Annotated in this window: 17 protein-coding genes, 2 tRNA genes and 1 riboswitch; of the genes, 13 read left to right on the top strand and 6 right to left on the bottom strand. The window is 72.8% G+C overall.

From position 1 onward, the window contains the following. Positions 1 to 36 precede the first annotated feature (36 nt). Complete coding sequence (locus ACZ516_RS21225) at positions 37 to 2,121, bottom strand: asparagine synthase-related protein (protein ID WP_469011350.1); 2,085 nt, start codon at positions 2,119 to 2,121, stop codon at positions 37 to 39. Between the two features lie 854 nt (positions 2,122 to 2,975). Between ACZ516_RS21225 and ACZ516_RS21220 the strand changes: the two genes are divergently transcribed. The 4 genes from ACZ516_RS21220 to ACZ516_RS21205 all read left to right on the top strand — a co-directional run bounded on the left by ACZ516_RS21220 (position 2,976) and on the right by ACZ516_RS21205 (position 8,116). After that, positions 2,976 to 4,421, top strand: coding sequence for an MFS transporter (locus tag ACZ516_RS21220; protein WP_358589059.1), 1,446 nt, complete (start codon positions 2,976 to 2,978; stop codon positions 4,419 to 4,421). A gap of 80 nt (positions 4,422 to 4,501) precedes the next feature. Beyond that, positions 4,502 to 5,746: an L-2-hydroxyglutarate oxidase gene (gene lhgO / locus ACZ516_RS21215; RefSeq protein ID WP_358589061.1), complete on the top strand. Its 1,245-nt coding sequence runs from the start codon at positions 4,502 to 4,504 to the stop codon at positions 5,744 to 5,746. 119 nt (positions 5,747 to 5,865) lie between these two features. Then, positions 5,866 to 6,678: a tRNA (guanosine(46)-N7)-methyltransferase TrmB gene (gene trmB, locus ACZ516_RS21210; protein WP_361081524.1), complete on the top strand. Its 813-nt coding sequence runs from the start codon at positions 5,866 to 5,868 to the stop codon at positions 6,676 to 6,678. Positions 6,679 to 6,721: 43 nt separating this feature from the next. After that, on the top strand, positions 6,722 to 8,116 hold the full coding sequence (locus ACZ516_RS21205; RefSeq protein ID WP_469011349.1) for a PrsW family glutamic-type intramembrane protease: 1,395 nt from the start codon (positions 6,722 to 6,724) through the stop codon (positions 8,114 to 8,116). A gap of 19 nt (positions 8,117 to 8,135) precedes the next feature. On the opposite strand, the gene ACZ516_RS21200 is transcribed toward ACZ516_RS21205, so the two are convergent. From ACZ516_RS21200 to ACZ516_RS21190, 3 genes are all read right to left on the bottom strand, one after another. Further along, complete coding sequence (locus ACZ516_RS21200) at positions 8,136 to 9,212, bottom strand: M23 family metallopeptidase (RefSeq protein WP_358589066.1); 1,077 nt, start codon at positions 9,210 to 9,212, stop codon at positions 8,136 to 8,138. A gap of 10 nt (positions 9,213 to 9,222) precedes the next feature. Next, a riboswitch (cyclic di-AMP (ydaO/yuaA leader) is annotated at positions 9,223 to 9,370 on the bottom strand. 202 nt (positions 9,371 to 9,572) lie between these two features. After that, positions 9,573 to 10,733: a PP2C family protein-serine/threonine phosphatase gene (locus tag ACZ516_RS21195; protein ID WP_361081451.1), complete on the bottom strand. Its 1,161-nt coding sequence runs from the start codon at positions 10,731 to 10,733 to the stop codon at positions 9,573 to 9,575. Positions 10,734 to 10,889: 156 nt separating this feature from the next. Beyond that, positions 10,890 to 10,963, bottom strand: a tRNA-Met gene (locus tag ACZ516_RS21190). Between the two features lie 380 nt (positions 10,964 to 11,343). Between ACZ516_RS21190 and ACZ516_RS21185 the strand changes: the two genes are divergently transcribed. The 9 genes from ACZ516_RS21185 (at position 11,344) to ACZ516_RS21145 (ending at position 15,696) form a co-directional block, all read left to right on the top strand. After that, positions 11,344 to 11,640, top strand: a complete 297-nt coding sequence (locus tag ACZ516_RS21185) for a chaplin (RefSeq protein WP_469011348.1) — start codon at positions 11,344 to 11,346, stop codon at positions 11,638 to 11,640. A gap of 161 nt (positions 11,641 to 11,801) precedes the next feature. Further along, positions 11,802 to 12,002 (top strand): hypothetical protein, encoded by a 201-nt coding sequence (locus ACZ516_RS21180; RefSeq protein WP_361081448.1) that lies wholly within the window; start codon positions 11,802 to 11,804, stop codon positions 12,000 to 12,002. A gap of 116 nt (positions 12,003 to 12,118) precedes the next feature. Beyond that, a complete protein-coding gene (locus ACZ516_RS21175; RefSeq protein ID WP_469011347.1) occupies positions 12,119 to 12,847 on the top strand; it encodes a DUF6879 family protein in 729 nt (242 codons plus the stop codon). Positions 12,848 to 12,863: 16 nt separating this feature from the next. Then, positions 12,864 to 13,700: a helix-turn-helix domain-containing protein gene (locus ACZ516_RS21170; RefSeq protein ID WP_469011346.1), complete on the top strand. Its 837-nt coding sequence runs from the start codon at positions 12,864 to 12,866 to the stop codon at positions 13,698 to 13,700. An 87-nt stretch (positions 13,701 to 13,787) separates the two neighbouring features. Then, positions 13,788 to 14,249, top strand: a complete 462-nt coding sequence (locus ACZ516_RS21165; protein WP_469011345.1) for a hypothetical protein — start codon at positions 13,788 to 13,790, stop codon at positions 14,247 to 14,249. Beyond that, the gene (locus ACZ516_RS21160) at positions 14,246 to 14,728 is read left to right on the top strand and encodes a hypothetical protein (RefSeq protein WP_469011344.1); all 483 of its coding nucleotides are present in this window, start codon (positions 14,246 to 14,248) and stop codon (positions 14,726 to 14,728) included. Before ACZ516_RS21165 ends, ACZ516_RS21160 begins: the two co-directional genes overlap by 4 nt. Further along, positions 14,725 to 14,913, top strand: a complete 189-nt coding sequence (locus ACZ516_RS21155) for a hypothetical protein (RefSeq protein WP_469011343.1) — start codon at positions 14,725 to 14,727, stop codon at positions 14,911 to 14,913. The genes ACZ516_RS21160 and ACZ516_RS21155 overlap by 4 nt, the downstream gene beginning before the upstream one ends. 161 nt (positions 14,914 to 15,074) lie before the next feature. Further along, positions 15,075 to 15,545: a glycine-rich domain-containing protein gene (locus ACZ516_RS21150; protein WP_469011363.1), complete on the top strand. Its 471-nt coding sequence runs from the start codon at positions 15,075 to 15,077 to the stop codon at positions 15,543 to 15,545. 22 nt (positions 15,546 to 15,567) lie between these two features. After that, positions 15,568 to 15,696: a hypothetical protein gene (locus ACZ516_RS21145; protein ID WP_358585466.1), complete on the top strand. Its 129-nt coding sequence runs from the start codon at positions 15,568 to 15,570 to the stop codon at positions 15,694 to 15,696. A 148-nt stretch (positions 15,697 to 15,844) separates the two neighbouring features. Here the strand turns inward: ACZ516_RS21145 and ACZ516_RS21140 are convergent. Together ACZ516_RS21140 and ACZ516_RS21135 are read right to left on the bottom strand one after the other, a co-directional pair. Next, positions 15,845 to 15,917, bottom strand: a tRNA-Lys gene (locus tag ACZ516_RS21140). 173 nt (positions 15,918 to 16,090) lie between these two features. After that, a complete protein-coding gene (locus tag ACZ516_RS21135) occupies positions 16,091 to 18,460 on the bottom strand; it encodes a DEAD/DEAH box helicase (RefSeq protein WP_469011342.1) in 2,370 nt (789 codons plus the stop codon). Between the last annotated feature and the right edge of the window lie 10 nt (positions 18,461 to 18,470).

Here is an 18,470-nt window from a genome sequence, read left to right as displayed (position 1 = left end):
GGCGCGGGGTTTAGCAGGCGGCGGGTTTCGCGGGGGTCAGCGGCCCGCTCCCAGGGCGCCCCGCTGGGGGACCACGCTCCCGGTGGGGACGGCGCGTTGGCGCGCCGGGGTGCCCGTCCAGCACGTTCCCCTGCGGGCCAGGAGCCGGCGCAGCCACAGTTCCGTGGCGACCAGCTCGGCCAGGCCGTCCAGCGGGAGGGGCGCTCCCTCGGCGGCCTCGCGCAGCGCCTTGCGGACGACGCGGGCCTCCACCAGGCCCGCCTGGGCGAGGAGCGGGGTGTCGAAGAGGGTGATCAGACGGTCGACCGCAACCCGCAGGCCGGTGCGGGCCGCCGCCGTGCTGGAGGCGGGCGACGGGGTGCCCCAGCCGGCCGGCAGATCGGTGACCCCGGCGCCCTCCAGGACCGTGCGCAGGATCGCGGCCCGGGCCCCCGGCCGCACGCGCAGGGCCTCGGGGAGCGCCCGGCACGCGCGTACGACCTGGTTGTCCAGGAAGGGCGCGTGCAGCCGCTGGAAGCGGACCTCGGCGGCCTGTTCGAGGATGCGCAGGTCGGCGGCGTGCCGGGCGAGGGCCGCCCGCGCGCGGAACTCCCCCGGGCGCTGGCCGGGGCCGCCGGGCCGCATCGTCGTGTCGTTCAGGCGAACCGATACTTCGGCCAGGGCCTCCCCCGTCAGCCAGCGGGCGGCGGGCCCCGGTCTCGCCCACACGAGACCGGCGAGCGAGGCCCCCACGGCCCCCTCCGACTCGTCGAAGCGGCGCCGCAGCAGCCGGTCGGCGAGCGAGGCGACCCCCGCGCGGTGGGGCGTGCGGGCCAGCTTGCGCGCCGCGCCGTACACGCGCGCGGGGACCAGTACCGACCCGTCGGCCTTCGCCAGCGCGGCCACCGGCCGCACCAGGTGCCGCCGCCTGCGGTCCATCAGGAGGTCGGCGAGGCGGGCGGGATGGGCGTCCAGGACCTGCCGCGCGCCATGGCCCGTGAAGTGGTCCGCGCTGCCCGAGGAGAGCCGCGCGCGGTGGCGCTGGGCCATCACCAGGGTGCTGCTCGGCTCGTCCGTCAGGGGGCCGTCCAGGTCGGCGTAGGGCAGGGTGTCCTCGCCCGCGGCGACGACCACGTGGTGCAGGCGCGGGTTGGCGGCGATGGCGCCGGCCCGCTCCAGCTCCGCCTCCCTGCCGTCGACGGCGAGGTCGTTGAAGGTGACGGCCAGGAGCCGCTCCCCGGCGCCCGTGCCGTGCCCGAGGACCGTGCCGGGCATGCCGGGCAGACCGGCCGCCAGGAGGGCGAGGGTCGCCGAGGCGGGTCCTCCGGAGAGGTCCGCTCCGATGCCGGGCACCGGCATGCCGCGCGCCGCCCGCCGCTCGGCGGGCCCCATGCCGGGCACCGGGCCGGGGTCGACCCCCGCGCCGGGGACGTGGCGCGGGGCGGTCAGGCGGGTGCGTACCGCCTCGACGAGGGCGTCCCGGACGCCGTCGACCGCGCTGGCGGCGTCCGCGGCGGGCGCCGCGACGGCCAGCGACGCCACCGGCTCGTACCCGGCGACCTCCCGTGCGCCCGCGCGCAGGATCAGCGCGTGCCCCGGCGGTACACGCCGCACGCCCTGGTAGGGCGTCGAGTCGTGCAGCGCCTCGGGGACGTCGGGGGCGGCGAGCAGCGCCGCGAGGTGGCCGATGTCCAGGTGGGCCTCGACGAGGTCGGCCAGGGGCAGTGCGGCGGTGGCGTAGGCCGTGCCGCCCGCCCACGGGGTGTGGAAGACGGGCCGCGCGCCCGCGAGGTCCCCGGCGACCATGACGCGGCGGCCGACCTGGACGACCGCCGTGTAACTGCCGGACCAGGCGGTGAGGTGGCGCAGGGCGCCGCCGCGGGCGGCGAAGAGGCCCACCCGCAGCTGCTCGTCGGAGGCGCCGCAGGTGCCGAGCACCGCGATGCGGGTCTGTTCGTCGACCTTCACCACGCGCACCTCGTCGGCGCGCCAGTCACCGACCGCCCAGAGCGGGTCCGGGTCGCCCCACAGGAGTTGGGAGCCCACGGGGTGCACCGACTCGCCGTCGTCGCCGGTGGCCCCGGCGGAGCCGGCCGCCGAGGGCCTCGCGGCGGTACTGCTCCACCCCACCAACCACCGCATCGCTGCCTCCACAGGCTGTGGACGGGCCGTCGGCAGGGCGCCGAGAGGCCCGGCCGACCAGTGCACCGAAGAACTGGGGTCCCATGCTGCCACGAAGGAGGCGCACGGGAGGGGCCGCGTGGCCGCTTGCGCGGCGGTGAATCCACCGCGTACAGGTGGTGCGACCACCGCGTACCGGTGGTGCGACCACCGTGGGCGAGCGGTCGGCCCGCTCGGGGTGGGCGGCGAATCCGCTTCGCGCGGGCGGTTGTTGGGCGGTTGTTGAAGAAGGTATGAGGCCCCTCTACAGGGGCGCCGGGCCGCTCGCCCCGTTCTCTCCCGTGAGTGATTTTCGGCCAAATCGGCCTGGGATGAGCCCAGCACGGAACCGTTCGAGGACAACGCACAGCCCGGGAGGCGGTGTTCGCCTCCCGGACCGGTCCGCCGCCCGCGGGGATGGAGGCGACGGCATCCCCCAGCCCACTGACTCCAGCGCAGCGGGCCGACCCACGCGTCGTCCATGGAAGCGCTCCCGCCATGGCCGCAGAAGAGCGCACACCCGGGCGCACGGCCACACACCGGGAGCACGGCACACCCCCGCCGCACTTCCGTACGGACAACAATCTCGCCATACGGAACTACGCCCCTTAACGCTTGGGATGCGGCGAACTACCCTGTGTGTGCTGATGTTTTCGCGGAGGCATATACCTGGAGGATCGGCCAAACGCTCTTGCGGCCGCGAGTCCGGCCACCGTGTCCGGGGCCCACGCCACGGCACGGACGGGCGCGGGTACCCCTGCCCCCGGGGGAACGCAGCACGAATGCCGTGCGGTCCAGCCACCGCCCGGCAGCCGTCTGTGTCCGAGGGGTGGCGCATGTCCAGGGAGCAACGCGGGCCGAACGAGAAACTCGGCACCGTTCTCGCCCTCGCGGGAATCAGCAACGCGGGACTCGCCCGCCGGGTCAACGACCTCGGCGCACAGCGCGGGTTGACGCTTCGATACGACAAGACATCGGTGGCCCGGTGGGTGTCCAAGGGCATGGTGCCCCAGGGCGCCGCGCCCCACCTGATCGCGGCGGCCATCGGCCAGAAGCTCGGCCGCCCGGTGCCGCTGCACGAGATCGGCCTCGCGGACGCCGACCCGGCGCCCGAGGTGGGCCTCGCCTTCCCCCGTGACGTGGGGGCCGCCGTGAAGTCGGCCACCGAGCTGTACCGCCTCGACCTGGCGGGCCGGCGCGCGGGCGGCGGGATCTGGCAGTCCCTCGCCGGCTCCTTCGCGGTGAGCGCCTACGCCACGCCCGCCTCGCGCTGGCTGATAACCCCGGCCGACAGCTCCGTGGCGCGTGACGCCTCTCACGACGTGCCGCGCGACGTGGCGCAGGCCGACGACGGCGGCGCGCCCATGAAGGTCGGCCACAGCGACGTGCTGAAGCTGCGCGAGGCCGCGGAGGACGCCCGGCGCTGGGACTCCAAGTACGGGGGCGGCGACTGGCGCTCCTCGATGGTCCCCGAGTGCCTGCGCGTCGAGGCGGCGCCGCTGCTGCTCGGCTCCTACTCCGACGAGGTCGGACGGGCCCTCTTCGGAGCCTCCGCCGAGCTGACGCGCCTCGCCGGATGGATGGCCTTCGACACCGGCCAGCAGGAAGCCGCCCAGCGCTACTACATCCAGGCGCTGCGCCTGGCCCGCGCCGCCGCCGACGTGCCCTTGGGGGGGTACGTCCTCGCCTCCATGTCCCTGCAGGCCACCTACCGCGGCTTCGGCGACGAGGGCGTCGACCTCGCGCAGGCCGCCCTGGAGCGCAACCGCGGGCTCGCGACGGCCCGCACCATGAGCTTCTTCCGCCTCGTCGAGGCGCGGGCACACGCGCGTGCCCATGACGCGCAGGCCGCGGGGACGGCGCTGCGGGCCGCCGAGGGCTGGCTGGAGCGGGCCCGCGACGGTGACAACGACCCCACCTGGCTCGGCTTCTACGGCTACGACCGCTTCGCCGCGGACGCCGCCGAGTGCTACCGCGACCTGAAGGCGCCCCGGCAGGTCCGCCGCTTCACGGAGCAGGCCCTGTCGCGGCCCACGGAGGAGTTCGTGCGCTCGCACGGCCTGCGCCTGGTCGTCTCGGCGGTCGCCGAGCTGGAGTCCGGCAACCTCGACGCGGCGTGCGAGCAGGGCACCCGGGCCCTGGAGGTCGCCGGGCGCATCTCCTCCGCGCGGACCACCGAGTACGTGAAGGACCTCCTGCACCGACTGGAGCCGTACGGGGACGAGCCCCGGGTGGTGGAGCTGCGGGAACGCGCGCGGCCGCTGCTGATGGCTCCCGCGTAGCGCTCAATCACACACCCACCCCGAGTTTGAAGGCGTTGTCAGTGGCGCAGGGCAGTATCTGTGGTGGGAGGTGAGGCGCGGTGAAGAAGGTCGCGTACGACGGCGGCGGTCCGTACGACTGCGATGTCCTGGTGATCGGCGGCGGCATCGTCGGTCTCGCGACGGCGTACGCCCTCACCCGCACCGCCCCCGGCACCCGCGTCACCGTGCTGGAGAAGGAGCCCGGCCCCGCCCGGCACCAGACGGGCCGCAACAGCGGCGTGATCCACAGCGGGATCTACTACCGCCCGGGCTCGCTGAAGGCCAGATACGCGGTCGGCGGCGCCGCCGAAATGATCAAGTTCTGCGCGGAGTACGGCCTTCCGCACGAGGTCACCGGCAAGCTGATCGTCGCCACGGAGCGCGCGGAGCTGCCCCGGCTGCACGCCCTGGTCCAGCGCGGCAGGGAGAACGGCATCCCGGTGCGCGAGCTGGGCCCCGCCCAGATCACCGCGTACGAACCGGAGGTCCGCGGGCTCGCCGCCATCCACGTCGGGACGACCGGCATCTGCGACTACGGCGCGGTGGCCCGGCACCTGGCGGCCGCCTCGGGCGCCGAGATCCGCTACGGCGCGGGCGGCCACGTCCTGCGGGTGGACCGCCGGCCCGAGCGCGGCGTCGCCGTCCGCACCGCCGACGGCGCCATCGTGCGCGGCCGGGTCCTGGTGAACTGCGCCGGGCTGCACTGCGACGCGATCGCGCGGCTCACCGGGGACGACCCGGGCATGCGGATCGTGCCGTTCCGCGGGGAGTACTTCGAGCTGGCGCGCCCCGAGCTGGTCCGCGGCCTCGTCTATCCCGTGCCCGACCCCGCCTTCCCCTTCCTCGGCGTCCACCTCACCCGCGGGATCGACGGCGGCGTCCACGTCGGGCCGAACGCGGTCCCGGCCCTCGCCCGCGAGGGGTACGACTGGTCGGTGGTCCGCCCCCGCGAGCTGGCCGGCACGCTGGGGTGGCCGGGCTCCTGGCACATAGCCCGGCGCCACTGGCGCTACGGGGCGGGCGAGCTGCGCCGCTCGGCCTCCAAGTCGGCGTTCACCGACGCCGTGCGCAGGCTGCTGCCCGCGGTCGGGCCGGACGACCTGGTCCCCGCGCCGGCGGGGGTCCGGGCGCAGGCCGTGCTGCGGGACGGCACGCTGGTCGACGACTTCCTCATACGGGAGGGGGCGCGGACCGTCCATGTGCTGAACGCGCCCTCGCCCGCGGCGACCGCCTCGCTGCCGATCGGCCGGGAGGTCGCGCGGCGGGCGCTGGCCTCTCTGGGGGGCGTGGCGGGACGCCCTTAGCGGGGAAGGGCGTCGGTCGCCGTACGGGGGAAGCCCGGGCAACCCGTAAAATCGGGCGCACTGTGTCTGAGTCTCCCCGTATCCCCGAAGTCCCCGACGGCCCCGAAGCTCCCGAGGGGGTGTCGTCGACCGCGGAGGGGCGGGGCGGGCGGCGCGCGCCGGCCGCTCCCCGGTTTCCCGGGGGGCCCTCGCCCGATCCCGCCGGGTCGCACCACGAGCGGCGGATCCGCAGTTTCCAGCCGCGCCGCAGCCGGGTGACCACCAGCCAGGGCGACGCCCTGCGGCGGCTGTGGCCCACGTGGGGCCTGGACATCGACGGGCTGCGCACCCTGGACCTCGGCGAGCTGTTCGCGGACGACAAGGGGCCCCGCCCCGACCTCCCCGTCGTCCTGGAGATCGGCTTCGGCATGGGCGAGGCCACCGCGAAGATGGCCGCCGCCGACCCGGACACCGGCATCCTCGCCGTCGACGTCCACACCCCCGGCCAGGGAAATCTGCTCGGCCTCGCCGAACGGGCGGGACTGACGAACGTACGCGTGGCCAACGGCGACGCGATCATCCTGCTCCGCGAGATGCTCCCGCCCGAGTCCCTCGACGGCCTGCGCGTCTACTTCCCCGACCCCTGGCCCAAGGCCCGCCACCACAAGCGCCGCCTGATCCAGCCGGAGTTCCTGACGCTGGCCGCGCCCTCGCTCAAGCCCGGGGCGCTCCTGCACTGCGCGACGGACTGGGAGCCGTACGCCGAGCAGATGCTGGAGGTGCTCACCGCGCACCCCGACTTCGAGAACACGCGGCCGGACGGCGGCTTCGCCCCGCGCCCGGAGTTCCGCCCCCTGACCCGCTTCGAGGGCCAGGGCCTGACCAAGGGACACGTCGTCCGCGACCTGCTGTTCCGCCGCACCGCGCGGCTCGGGACCGGCGCCGGTCGGTAAGGCCCCGTCGCGGCCACCCGTATCCCTCGTTAGGGTCAACGACGTGGCCACCACTTCTCCGTATCCGATACCCCCCGAGGCCCCCGCCCCGGGAGAGGTCCGCCGTGCCCACTGGTGGCAGCGGCGCGCGATACGGGCGGCCGGGCTCGTCACGCTGCTCGCCCTGTCGGGCCTGGTGATCCTCGCCCTGGTCAGGGAGCAGACCGGCACCGAGGGCTTCCTCGTCGGCCTCGGCCTCGCGACGGTGCCGGTGCCGCTGCTCGTCGCCGCGTTCCGCTGGCTGGACCGGGTGGCGCCGGGCCCCTGGCGCAATCTCCTGTTCGCCTTCGCATGGGGGGCCTGCGCGGCCGCGCTCATCGCGATCGTCGCGAACAGTTTCGCGATCCGCTGGATAGCCACCGCCACCGCGGACCCGCACAGCGCCGACACCCTCGGCGCCACGGTCATCGCCCCGATCGTGGAGGAGTCGGCCAAGGCGGCCGCCGTCCTGCTCGTCTTCCTGTTCCGCAGACGCGACTTCACCGGCGTCGTCGACGGCGTGGTGATCGCCGGGGTGACCGCGACCGGCTTCGCGTTCACCGAGAACATCCTCTACCTGGGCAACGCCTTCGTCACCGACCAGCTCAGCCGCGACAGCGGCCTGGCCTCCGTGACCGCCGCGACGTTCTTCGTGCGCGTGGTGATGTCGCCGTTCGCGCACCCGCTCTTCACGGTCCTCACCGGCATCGGCTTCGGCCTCGCCGCGTTCTTCGCCGAGCGCCAGCACGTGCGCCGCGTGCTGCTCCCGCTCACCGGGCTGCTGCTCGCGATGGGCGTGCACGCGCTGTGGAACGGCTCCGCGGTCTTCGGGCAGTACGGCTTCTTCACCGTGTACGCGCTGTTCATGCTGCCCTCCTTCGGCCTGGTGACCTGGCTGGCCATCTGGACCCGGCAGCGCGAACTGCGCCTGATCCGCGCCGAGCTGCCCGCCTACGCGGCGGCGGGCTGGCTCACCCCGCCCGAGCCGTACGCGCTCGGCTCGATGCGCGCCCGCGCGCTGGCCCGCGACTACGCCGCGTACACCTGGGGGAAGGCGGCGGCCCGCACGGTCGCCGAGTACGAGACGTACGCGACGTCGCTGGCGTTCCTGCGCCACCGGGGGCGCCGCGGCAGGGCCGGCGCCGACTTCGTCGTACGCGAGCGGGAGCTGCTCGAAGAGCTGTGGGAGCGCCGCGGGCCGGCCCGCCCCGCCCTGGCCTACGCGGCCCGCGCGACGGCGCCGGTCCTGTACCCCATGCCGATGCCCCTGGCCGTGGGGATGCCCTACGCCGGATACGGCCACCCGCCGCCCTACGGCGGTCCTGCCTACGGCCCCGCATACCGCGGCCCCGCGCCGGGCGGCTCCCCGTACGGCTACCCGGCGTACGGCTGTCCGCCGCACAACCCCTACCGCTCCTAAGCCCGGACTCAGGGGTTGCTCAGGGGTTGAGGCCCTTGCCCTGCAGCCAGGACAGCGGGTCGATGTTGGCCCCGCCGGCGGTGTGGACCTCCATGTGCAGGTGCGGACCGGTGACGTTGCCGGTCGCGCCGACCCGCCCGATGACATCGCCGGTGGCGACCTTCTGGCCGACGCTGACGTTGAGCGAGGACTGGTGGCAGTACCAGACCTCGGTGCCGTCGGGCAGCTCCAGGACCGTGCGGTAGCCGTACGCGCCCGCCCAGCCGGCCTCCTTGACGGTGCCGGTGTGCACGGCCTTGAGGGGGGTACCCGTCGGCGCGGCGAAGTCCAGACCGGTGTGGTGCCCGGAGGACCACATGGCGCCGGCGTCACCGAAGTGCGAGGTCAGGGTGTACGAGGAGGTGGGCAGCGCATAGCTCTTGGCGAGCTTGGCCCGGCGCTCGGCCAGGGCCTTGGCCTCCCGGGCCTCCCGCTCCTTCTTCTTCTGGGCGGCGGCCTTCGCGTCGGCCTCGCGCTCGGCCTCCCGCTGCTGGGCGGCGGCCTCGGCGGCGGCCTTCTCGGCGGCGCTCTCCTCGGCCGCCGTGCGCACGGCGTCGTCCGCCTGGGCCTGCTGGCTCTCCGCCTGCCGCATGATGCGGGCGCGCAACGCCTCGCCCGCGTCGGCGCCGCCCTGCCGGATGCCGGCGGTGCCGGCACCGGCGGTGGTGAGCGGCGTGGCGGCCGGGACGGCGTCGGAGCCCGCGGCGGCGGACGCGTCGTCGGCCAGCAGGGAGCCGATGCCGGGCAGCGACTCGGCCTTGGGCAGCGAGTCCGCGACGGTGCCCAGGTCGGGCATCGAGATGGTGACCGGCGGCTTGCCGTCCTGCGCGGTGGCGATGCCTCCCGCCCCGACGGCGGCGATGACGCCGACGCCCAGCACGGTGGAGCTGCGGGCGAGCCCGCCGCCGCCCTTCTTGTGCACACGGTGCCTGCCGCGGACGGGACGGACGGACTCCTCGGTGGGGTTCCATTCCTCCCAGGTCTCCTGGTCGTACCCACCGAAATCGTCGTCGTTCGGTATGTACACGGCTTGGGGGGCAGGCCGGTTGGACGCCACTGGGGCGCGCTCCTTTCCTTCCTTTCGCCTACCGGGTTAGCTGACGGGTTCGGAGCAGGAAGGTCTCCTACGAGCATCCGGCACGAGTGCGCGGCTGCCTGATTCACCCCAAGTTGGTGGTTCCCCGGCTCCCTTGCGGGATTAGGCGCGTGCGCACGGAGCCGTCTCTGGTGACGGCTGGGACGACCGCGCTGCGTTATCGAACGTTAATAGACAGGGGGCCCGTATTCCAAGCCGTTCCGATTGATCGTTAACGGCTTCGGCCCGTACTTGTCCGGACACGGACGCCCGGACCGGGGCGAGTTGACCCTCCGCCGCGTTGACAAGACGTCAGTTGGGCCGTGCGGCAACGCGCTTCGGTCACCCCGGGTCACCGTCGCGCTCGCGCCGGCCGTGGGTCGCGTCCGCGGTGGCGGGGCGCCGCACGGCGAGCAGCGCCATGTCGTCCGTGGCCGCGCCCCCGGTGTGCCGCCGCACCTCCTGCGTGAGCGTGGCCAGCAGCGCGTGCGGGCCCTCGCGACCGGGGAAGATCCGCCCGCCGAGCCGGGCCGCCGGGTCGTAGAAGACGCCCGCGGCGTCGCGCGCCTCCGACAGGCCGTCCGTGTAGAAGAGCAGCATCGCGCCGGGCGGGAACCTCGACTCGTCCGCCCGGTCCGGCCAGCCGCCCAGTTCGCCCATGCCGAGCGGCAGCGCGGGCTCGCTCGGGGAGAGCACGCACAGCCGCCCGTCGCCGCGCAGCAGCAGCGGCTCGGGATGCCCCCGGTTGACCAGTCGTACGCAGCCGTCGCTGAGCCGGATCTCCGCGAGGACGGCGGTGGTGAACCCCTCGAAGGCGTCCAGCCCGTCGCGCCGGGTGCCCTCCCGGGCGAGCGCCCGCTCCAGGCGCTGGGCCACCGCCTCCAGGGTGGCCTCCTGCTCGGCGGCCTCCCGGAAGGCACCGATGACCACGGCGACGGCGGCCACCGCGCCCATGCCCTTGCCGCGCACGTCGCCGACGATGAGCCGCACGCCGTGCGGGGTGTCCTGTACGGCGTACAGATCGCCGCCGATGAAGGCGTCCGCCTGCGCGGCCTCGTACCGCGCCGCGATGTCGAGCCCGCCGATACGGGGGTCCGGCTGCGGCAGCACGGCGCGCTGGGTGGCCTCGGCGATGGAGCGGGCGGTGGCGAGCCGGTCGTTGCCGCGGCGCACGACGCGGTTGGTGACGACGGCGAGGGCGGCGACGGTCATCACGGTCAGCAGTTCGGTGACGGCCTCGACATGGCTGTTCGCCGCGTTGCCGTAGTGCAGCACGATGACGGAGAGGGAGGCCGCGGCGCCGGTCAGGGCGGTGTTCAGGAGCGAGTAGAAGGGGGCGGCGATCAGCGGGGCGGCCGTGAAGAGCGGGGCCGCGGTGAAGTCGGGCGGGGTCGAGGCGTCGTACAGGACCCCGACGATCAGGAGCAGGACCGGCAGGGCCCGCACGAAGGCCCGCTCGTGCGCGGTGGCTCCGCTGCCGCCGGTACCTCCACGCTGCCCCACCGCTTGTCTCCCGCCGAGTCCGCGCCCATCACCGCGCTGCACCCAGGTTTCCCGCAGCGGGGCGGGGGTGCGAGCTGGTGTGGGCCGAGCGGGTCACGGGGGCGGAAAACACCGAGGGCCGGAAGCATCGAAATGCTTCCGGCCCTCGGCCTTCAGTAGCGGGGACAGGATTTGAACCTGCGACCTCTGGGTTATGAGCCCAGCGAGCTACCGAGCTGCTCCACCCCGCGTCGGTAAACACAACAGTACGCCATCCGGACGGATGAAGCGAACCGCTTCTCCGGGGGCCGGTGGGGCGGTCGGGGGTGGCGGGGTCGGCGGGCGGGGAGTCGGGGTCGCTGGCCGCCGGCTCGGCGTCCGGGGTATCGCGCCGGGCCCCGGGTGCGTCTCGGGCGTGCGGCGCGCCCCGGGCGTACGACCTGCACTTCCTGCCACACCGCGCTCCCAGGCGCACGACCTGAACGTCCTGCCACGGCTTGCTCCCGGGCGCACGCCCAGGCGTACGAATGGGCGATTCGTTTCCCCCTGCCGGGTCACCGGCCGAGCCCCTTCGCGCTGCGCCCGCGAGGCTCCGAGGTAAAGCAGCCCCCACCTCCGGAAGGCGGCACCCATGTCCACTCCTCCCCCGAGCCCGAACCCGAGCCCCAGGCACCGGAGCAAGCGCGGAGCCCTCGCCGTGGCCATGGCGCTCACCGCGCTCACCCTCGCCCTCGGTACCGCCCCGGCCACCGCCGACGACCCCGGGCCCGAGCCCCAAGCCGACGGAAAGGTCACCAACTCCCCCGGCCTCGCCACCGGCAACCTGGTGCAGGCCCCCGTGCACGCCACCGTGAACTTCTGCGGCAACACCATCTCGGTCGCCGGCGTCCTCAACCCCACCCCGAACAACGTCTGCGAACCGCAGTGACCTGAAGCGGCTCGTACCTCTGGCGTAGAAGGGGCGCGGCCGCGCTCCTCGGCTCCGGGATCTACGCCGCACGAGCGACGCGGGCGGCGGCCCGGACCACGGCGGAGGCGACGCGCGCCCAGGCGCAGGCCGCCGCCGAACCCGCGCAGCGGCAGGCCGGCTTGGCGTCCTTCCGGGAGATCCGGGACGAGATGAAGGCCAAGATCGAGAAGCAGAATCAGCGGATCGGCCAGCTCGGCAGCTTGGTCCTCGCCTACTCCTGGACCGTCGACCGGCTCATCCACCACATGCGCGCCGCAGACATCACCCCCGACCCGCGCGACATCCATGACCAGGTCCGCGAGCACATGCACACCAGATGAACAGGCCCCCTTCCGCCTTCGGGCTGAAGGGGACTTTTCGTCGTTCTGCGGCCCTCTTGCACCGGCCTACTACGGGCCTACCGTTCGTGTGACCACCCACTAGGAGGGGAATGTCCATGACGCGTCACCTGTGGAAAGTCGGCACGAACAGCGGCAACAACGGATGCCCCACGCTGTACGAGATCCCCGGTACGGATCGCTACGTCGTCCAAGGCGACCGTGTGACCGACCCCGGCGAGCTGGAGCAGCTCCACAACCTGACGCTCGACGAGGGCGCCGTCACCGTGCCCCGCGAGTTGCTCGCCAACTTCGGTCCCAAGGAGCCCGTGCACGTGCCCCAGTTCATTAGCTTCACCGAGTTCGACGGCATGTTCACCAGTCTCAAGTACTCAGCTTGGAGGCTGGAGACCCGACGCCGGTATGCCTTCGACGAGCAGCAGGAGACATACGCACAGTTCCTTGCTGAGGGCCGCGTCGACTGGGATCTCAACGACCCTTGGTGCGCTGAGCGCCGCGAACAGACAGCCCTCGGCAAGCGGTTCGAACGAGTTCGCATTCTCGACGAGCCGCCTACAGTCGGACAGCGGTACCTCCTCGACAACGCCCGCCGGAATGCGGCCGTCGGTGAAGACATCCGTGTCCTCGCCCGGAGCAAGGCCGAGGAGCTCGGCCTGCCGCGAGAAGACTTCTGGTTCTTCGACTCACGAGTGGTCGTCCTGCTCCACCACGATGAGGCGGACGTGATGACGGGCGTCGAACTGATCACGAACCCGGTCGAGGTCCTCCGATACGCACAGGCCCGCGAGGCCGCATGGCACCACGCCGTCCCGTTCGACCAGGTGTAGCGGGTACGTTCATCATGTGAGCACCGACTTCCAGCAAGGGCGGACGGCCCTCGGCGCGCGGCTCCGCGAGCTGCGCGCCGGTGTGTCCCAACGGGTACTCGCAGAGCGGCTTGGCTGGCCTCAGTCGAAAGTCAGCAAGATCGAAGGTGGCCGCCAGACGCCGACGAAGGAAGACCTGGCTGAGTGGGCTCGGGTGATTGAGCAGCCAGATGTGGCCGATGAACTGGCGGCACGCCTTCAGGGAATCGAGTCCCACGTCCGGTCGTGGCACCGCCAACTGCGCGCAGGGCACCGGCCCGTCCAAGACGCGCTCACCGTGGAGTACGAGCGATCCACGGTGCTCCGCGCGTGGGAAGGCGCCATGGTCGTCGGCATGCTCCAGACACCGGACTACGCCCGGCATGTGTTCTCTCGATACGCCGAACTGCACCGCTCGCCGAAGGACAGCGAGGACGCCGTCCGTGCCCGCGTGAAGCGACAGGAGATGCTCTACCGACCCGGCAGGGTCTTCCACATCGTTATGTGGGAAGCGGCTCTGCACGCTGGAGTCGCGCCGCCTCACGTGCTCGCCGCCCAACTTGACCGTCTCATCGGAGCGGTTGGCCTCGATACCGTCAAGCTCGGTATCGTCCCGCTCGGCGCCGGCGTGGCGGTACCGCCAGCAAACGGGTTCTGGCTCTACGACGACCGCCTCGCCATCGTTGAAGACTGGCATGCTGAGCTGTGGCTCGATGACGTGCCGAGCGTGAGCCTGTACCGACGCGTCTGGAACTCGCTTCACCACTCTGCGGTGTACGGCTCGCACGCCCACCGGTTGATTGCCCGAGCCCGAGCCCACCTCGACATGGCGTAAGAATTCCCGGGAATACCGTTCCTTCCTGCGCGAATATCCGAGAATCAACCGCCCGTCTGATTCGCAGAACTTCCTAACGTCCTGGGCATGGCCGCAACGACGCACTCGACGCCACGAGACCCCGGAGACACCTGGCTCGCCGAGAGCGCCGCATGCTCGGAGTCGGCCTACGCCGTCTGGGACTCTCGCGGCCTCGTGCTGATCCACTGCACGCAGTGGCTCGCCGCCGAGGTGCAGTTGCAGACCGCCATGCAGGCCGTGCAACGCATCCCCCCGTCCGAACAGGGTCCTCTCCTGGTGGACGTCAGGATGGACAAAGCCTGGTGGCTCATGCCCCTCGACGCCCGTGAACAGCTCGCAGACGTCCCGCAAATCCTGGTCCTGCCGCTCGGCTGGCCGCTGCACTGCCCGTCCACACAGCGCGCCGTCGGTAGCCGCGTCTGGCTGGAGGCCCCCGACGGCACTGGGCGGCTCATGAATCCCGTCTACCTCGCCGCTGCCCTCGACCCCGGCGGCGGCCCCCGACTCCCCGCGGAGGCGTTCGGATGACCACTTCAACAGACGTTCCGATCGAAGAGTGGCTCGCACACGCAGGCCGCCCCGAGCAGGCCCGGCGGGAATGGGCGGACACCGGCGTGGCCTTGCTGCCGCTCGGCCAGCGGTTCGAGGCCGCCCGCCTGCCCGCGCGGCTCGTCCTCACGGCGGTAGACACGTACGATCCGCTGGAGATCACTGAACGCCTCACCCGGTTCCTCAACGGCCCCGCCTTCTTCGACGGTCGGGCGATGGGCGGCACCTTCTACGCCCTGACGCAGCCCCACCGCGCGGGCCAGGTCTGGAAGTACCAGGACGTCGCCCCGCGCCTCGGCGCGAACACCTACCTCGGCGTACCGAGGATGGAGCGCGTGAAGCCGCCCGGCACGCACTGGGTGGCGCCCCCGCGGTTCCCGGGCGACCTGTGCGAACCCGCCACCGTCGAGGCCCTGATCGGCTTCGGGCTCAGCATCATCCAGGAGGCTGAGCAGTGACCCCGTGGGCCAGGGTCCCGGAGTTGGACCCCGTGGAGATCGGCCAGGCGGTGGTCAAGCACACCTACGACTGCCCCACGTGCAAGTCCATTGGCCGCATCTGCGCGAAGGGCCGCCGCCTGCGCCGCACCCTGAAAGCCGGCGGCGAGCCCGCCATGCGACGCGTGAACGGCGGCCCGGGATGAGCGAGGGCACACGGTTCTGTCGGGCAGGCTCCCGCCCGAGCCGGGTTGACCAGGCAAGGCGCCCCGGCCCGGGCGGGTCATCCGCATCCGCATCCGCACGAAGCGAAGGAGATCCCGTGACCCTGCCTCCGTACCCCATGGGCCCACCCGCCAAGTTGGCCATGCCCGCGCTCGCGCGCATGCTCATCACCGACGACCAGTTCGCCGGTGTCCGCGCCACCGTCATGGACGCCAACCCCGCCCTGGGCAAGGAGTTGGCCAACCGCATCGTCGACGAGGGCCTCAAGTTCGTGGCCGCCTGTGCGACCAACCCGGACACCGGTCTGGCTCCGTCGCGGATGGTGGACGAGGGCTGGCATGCCCTGATCCTGCACACCGCCCTGTACGCCGAGCTGTGCGAGCGGCTCGGCGGTCAGTTCGTCCACCACTACCCGGGCTACGACCCCACCCACTACGACCCGCCGATCCTCGACCGGACCCGCGAGACCATCGCGGCACTCGGCTGGGAAGCGGACCCGGAGCTGTGGGGACCGCCGTCCGACGAGACCCTCGTCTCCGTGGCGGCGAAGTGCCAGCACGCCCCGGAGTGCACCGTCATCATCACGTCCAAGCCCAAGCCCGGCCTCGCGTAGCCTGCCCGTGAAGGGAGGCACCGTGTCTGAGTGGATCGACCCGCGGTACGCGGATCTGGTGTCGGCGTGGAAGCGCTCACAACAGCCCGCCTCGCGTGACCCGAAGGAGCAGCGGCCTGTCCGGGGGTTCGTGACCCCGCCCAAGCCCTGACCGTTCACCGATTGCAGCCTCGGATCAACGCTCCACGTCGTCGTTTCGGGGCTGCTTTCTGTGCTCACCTTGGCGAGCACACAGCCCTCAGAGCTTCCGAACATGCCGAAAGCCCAGCCAGAGGCGTCTCTGAGCTGGGCTTTCTCTGTAGACCGTGTGGGACTCGAACCCACAACCAATGGATTAAAAGTCCACTGCTCTGCCAATTGAGCTAACGGTCCTCGTCGGTGCTCCCCCGAGCATAGCGGGAGCCGCCGCGCGTTCCGATCGGGTATCGCCTCCCCGGAGCGTTTCCGTCCCGGCGGGCGGCCCTGCGCGACGCCGTCGACGTCATGCGGAAGGGCCCGCACGACGTGGGTACGTCGTGCGGGCCCTTCCGTTCGATCAGGCGCGGTCAGCTGTTGCGCTTCCAGCGCGGCTTGTCGTCGCGGCGGCCGAAGGAACCGGTGCTGGTGCCGGAGCGGTCGCGGTTGAACGCCGGGCGCTCATGGCCGCCGGAGCGGAAGCCGCCCGAGGGACGGTCGTCGCGACGGTCGCGGTTGAACGGACGGTCGCTGCCACGGTGGCCGCCGGCCGGGCGCTCGTCACGGCGGAAGCCGCCACGGTCGCCGCCCGAGGGACGCTCGTCACGGCGGTCGCGGTTGAAGCCGCCACCGCGGTTGTCGTCACGGCGGAAGCCACCGCCACGGTTGTCGTCACGACGGTCGCGGTTGAAGCCACCGCCACGGCTGTCGTCACGGCGCTCGAAGGAACGGCCGCCACGGTCACCGCCCGAGGGACGCTCGTCACGGCGGTCGCGGTTGAAGCCGCCACCGCGGTTGTCGTCACGGCGGAAGCCACCGCCACGGTTGTCGTCACGACGGTCGCGGTTGAAGCCACCGCCACGGCTGTCGTCACGGCGCTCGAAGGAACGGCCGCCACGGTCGCCACCGCGGTCGTCACGGTTGAAGCCACCGCGGTCACCGCCACGGTCGCCCCGGCGGTCCCGCTCGTAGTTGCCGCGCTCGTCGCGCTGCGGACGGCGGTTCTCGTACGAGGAGGAGCGCTCCTCGCGGGCCGGGCGCTCGACGCGCTCGGCGGTGGGCTGCTCGGGAACCGACGCGACGGCGGCCTCGACGACGGCCTCCGCGGCGGCGGCCGCCTCGGCGACCGCGACCTCCGGGTCCTCGCCGCGCTCGCGGGCGGCACGCGCGGTGAGGCGGTCGGCCTCCTCGCGCAGCTCGGCGGCGCGGCGGGTGGCGCGCTCCAGCTCCTTGGTCAGCTCCTTGACCTCGCGCTCGGCCTGGGTCGCCGCGTTGCCCGCGGAGTCGGCCTGCACCTCGGTCATGGAACGGGCGCCGGTGATCTCGGCGACCTCCGGGTCGAAGGTGCCGCCGCCGTTGATGATGTGGCGCGTGGCGTCGACGCCCGCGTCCTCCATCAGGCGGAAGATCTGGCGGCGCTGGTGCGGCAGCGAGAGGGAGACGACCGTGCCGCTGCGGCCGGCGCGGGCCGTGCGGCCCGAGCGGTGCAGGTAGTCCTTGTGGTCGCCGGCCGGGTCCACGTTCAGGACCAGGTCGATGCCGTCCACGTGGATGCCGCGCGCGGCGACGTCGGTGGCGACGAGGGCGTTGACGTAGCCCTTCTTGAAGTCCTCGAGGACGCGGGTGCGGGCACCCTGCGTCATGCCGCCGTGCAGCGCGTCGGCCTTCACACCGGAGTCGCAGAGCTGCTCGGCGATGCGGTCGGCGCCCAGCTGGGTGCGGACGAAGATGATCGTGCGGCCCTTGCGCGCGGCGATGGCGGCCGTGACGGGCGCCTTGTCGCGGGGCTTCACGATGAGGATGTGGTGCGTCATGGTCGTGACGTTGCCCTGGGCGCTGTCGACCTCGTGCGTCACCGGGTTGGTCAGGTAGCGCTTGACCAGCGTGGAGATCTCGTTCTCCATCGTGGCCGAGAACAGCATGCGCTGGCCGCCGGACGGAACCTGGTCGAGCAGCTCGGTGACCTCGGGCAGGAAGCCCAGGTCGGACATCTGGTCGGCCTCGTCGAGCACCGCGATCTGGGTGTTCTCCAGGGAGCAGGCGCCACGGCTGATGATGTCGCGCAGTCGGCCCGGCGTGGCGACGAGGATGTCGACACCGCGCTCCAGGGCGTAGATCTGGTTGCCCATGGACGTACCGCCGCAGACGACCTTCATCTTCAGGCCGAGGACGTCGCCGTAGGGCTGGAGGGCGTCCGCGACCTGCATCGCGAGCTCGCGGGTCGGGGTGAGGATGACGCCGCGGGGCTTCTTCTTCTCGGTGCGGCCGCCCTCGGCGAGGGTCGCCAGCATCGGCAGGCCGAAGGAGAGGGTCTTGCCGGAGCCGGTGCGGCCGCGGCCGAGGATGTCCTTGCCGGCCAGGGCGTCCGGGATGGTCGCGGCCTGGATCGGGAAGGGCGTGGTCACGCCGTTCTGCGCGAGCTTGCGGACGATGCCCTCGGGCAGACCGAGGTCCGAGAAGGTCATCTCGGGCTCCGCGTCGGCGGCGGCCTCGGGGGCGACGTCCGCGTCGGCGGCGGCCTCGGCGACATCCTCGGAACCGGCGATCGCGACGACGTCGGCGACCTCGGTGATCTCAGGGGCCTCGGTGATCTCAGGGGCCTCGGTGGCCTCAAGGGCCTGCGCCGGCGCCTCTACGACCGCGGCCGGGGCGTCGACGGTCTCGACGCCGCCGACGACCTCAGCGGTCTCGGCGATCTCGTTCTCGGGCAGGACGATGTGGTCAGAACTGAAAATGGACATGCGAAATGCG

The sequence above is a fragment of the Streptomyces sp. NPDC034037 genome, from assembly GCF_055575715.1.
This window is presented reverse-complemented; position numbering and strand designations above follow the sequence as displayed.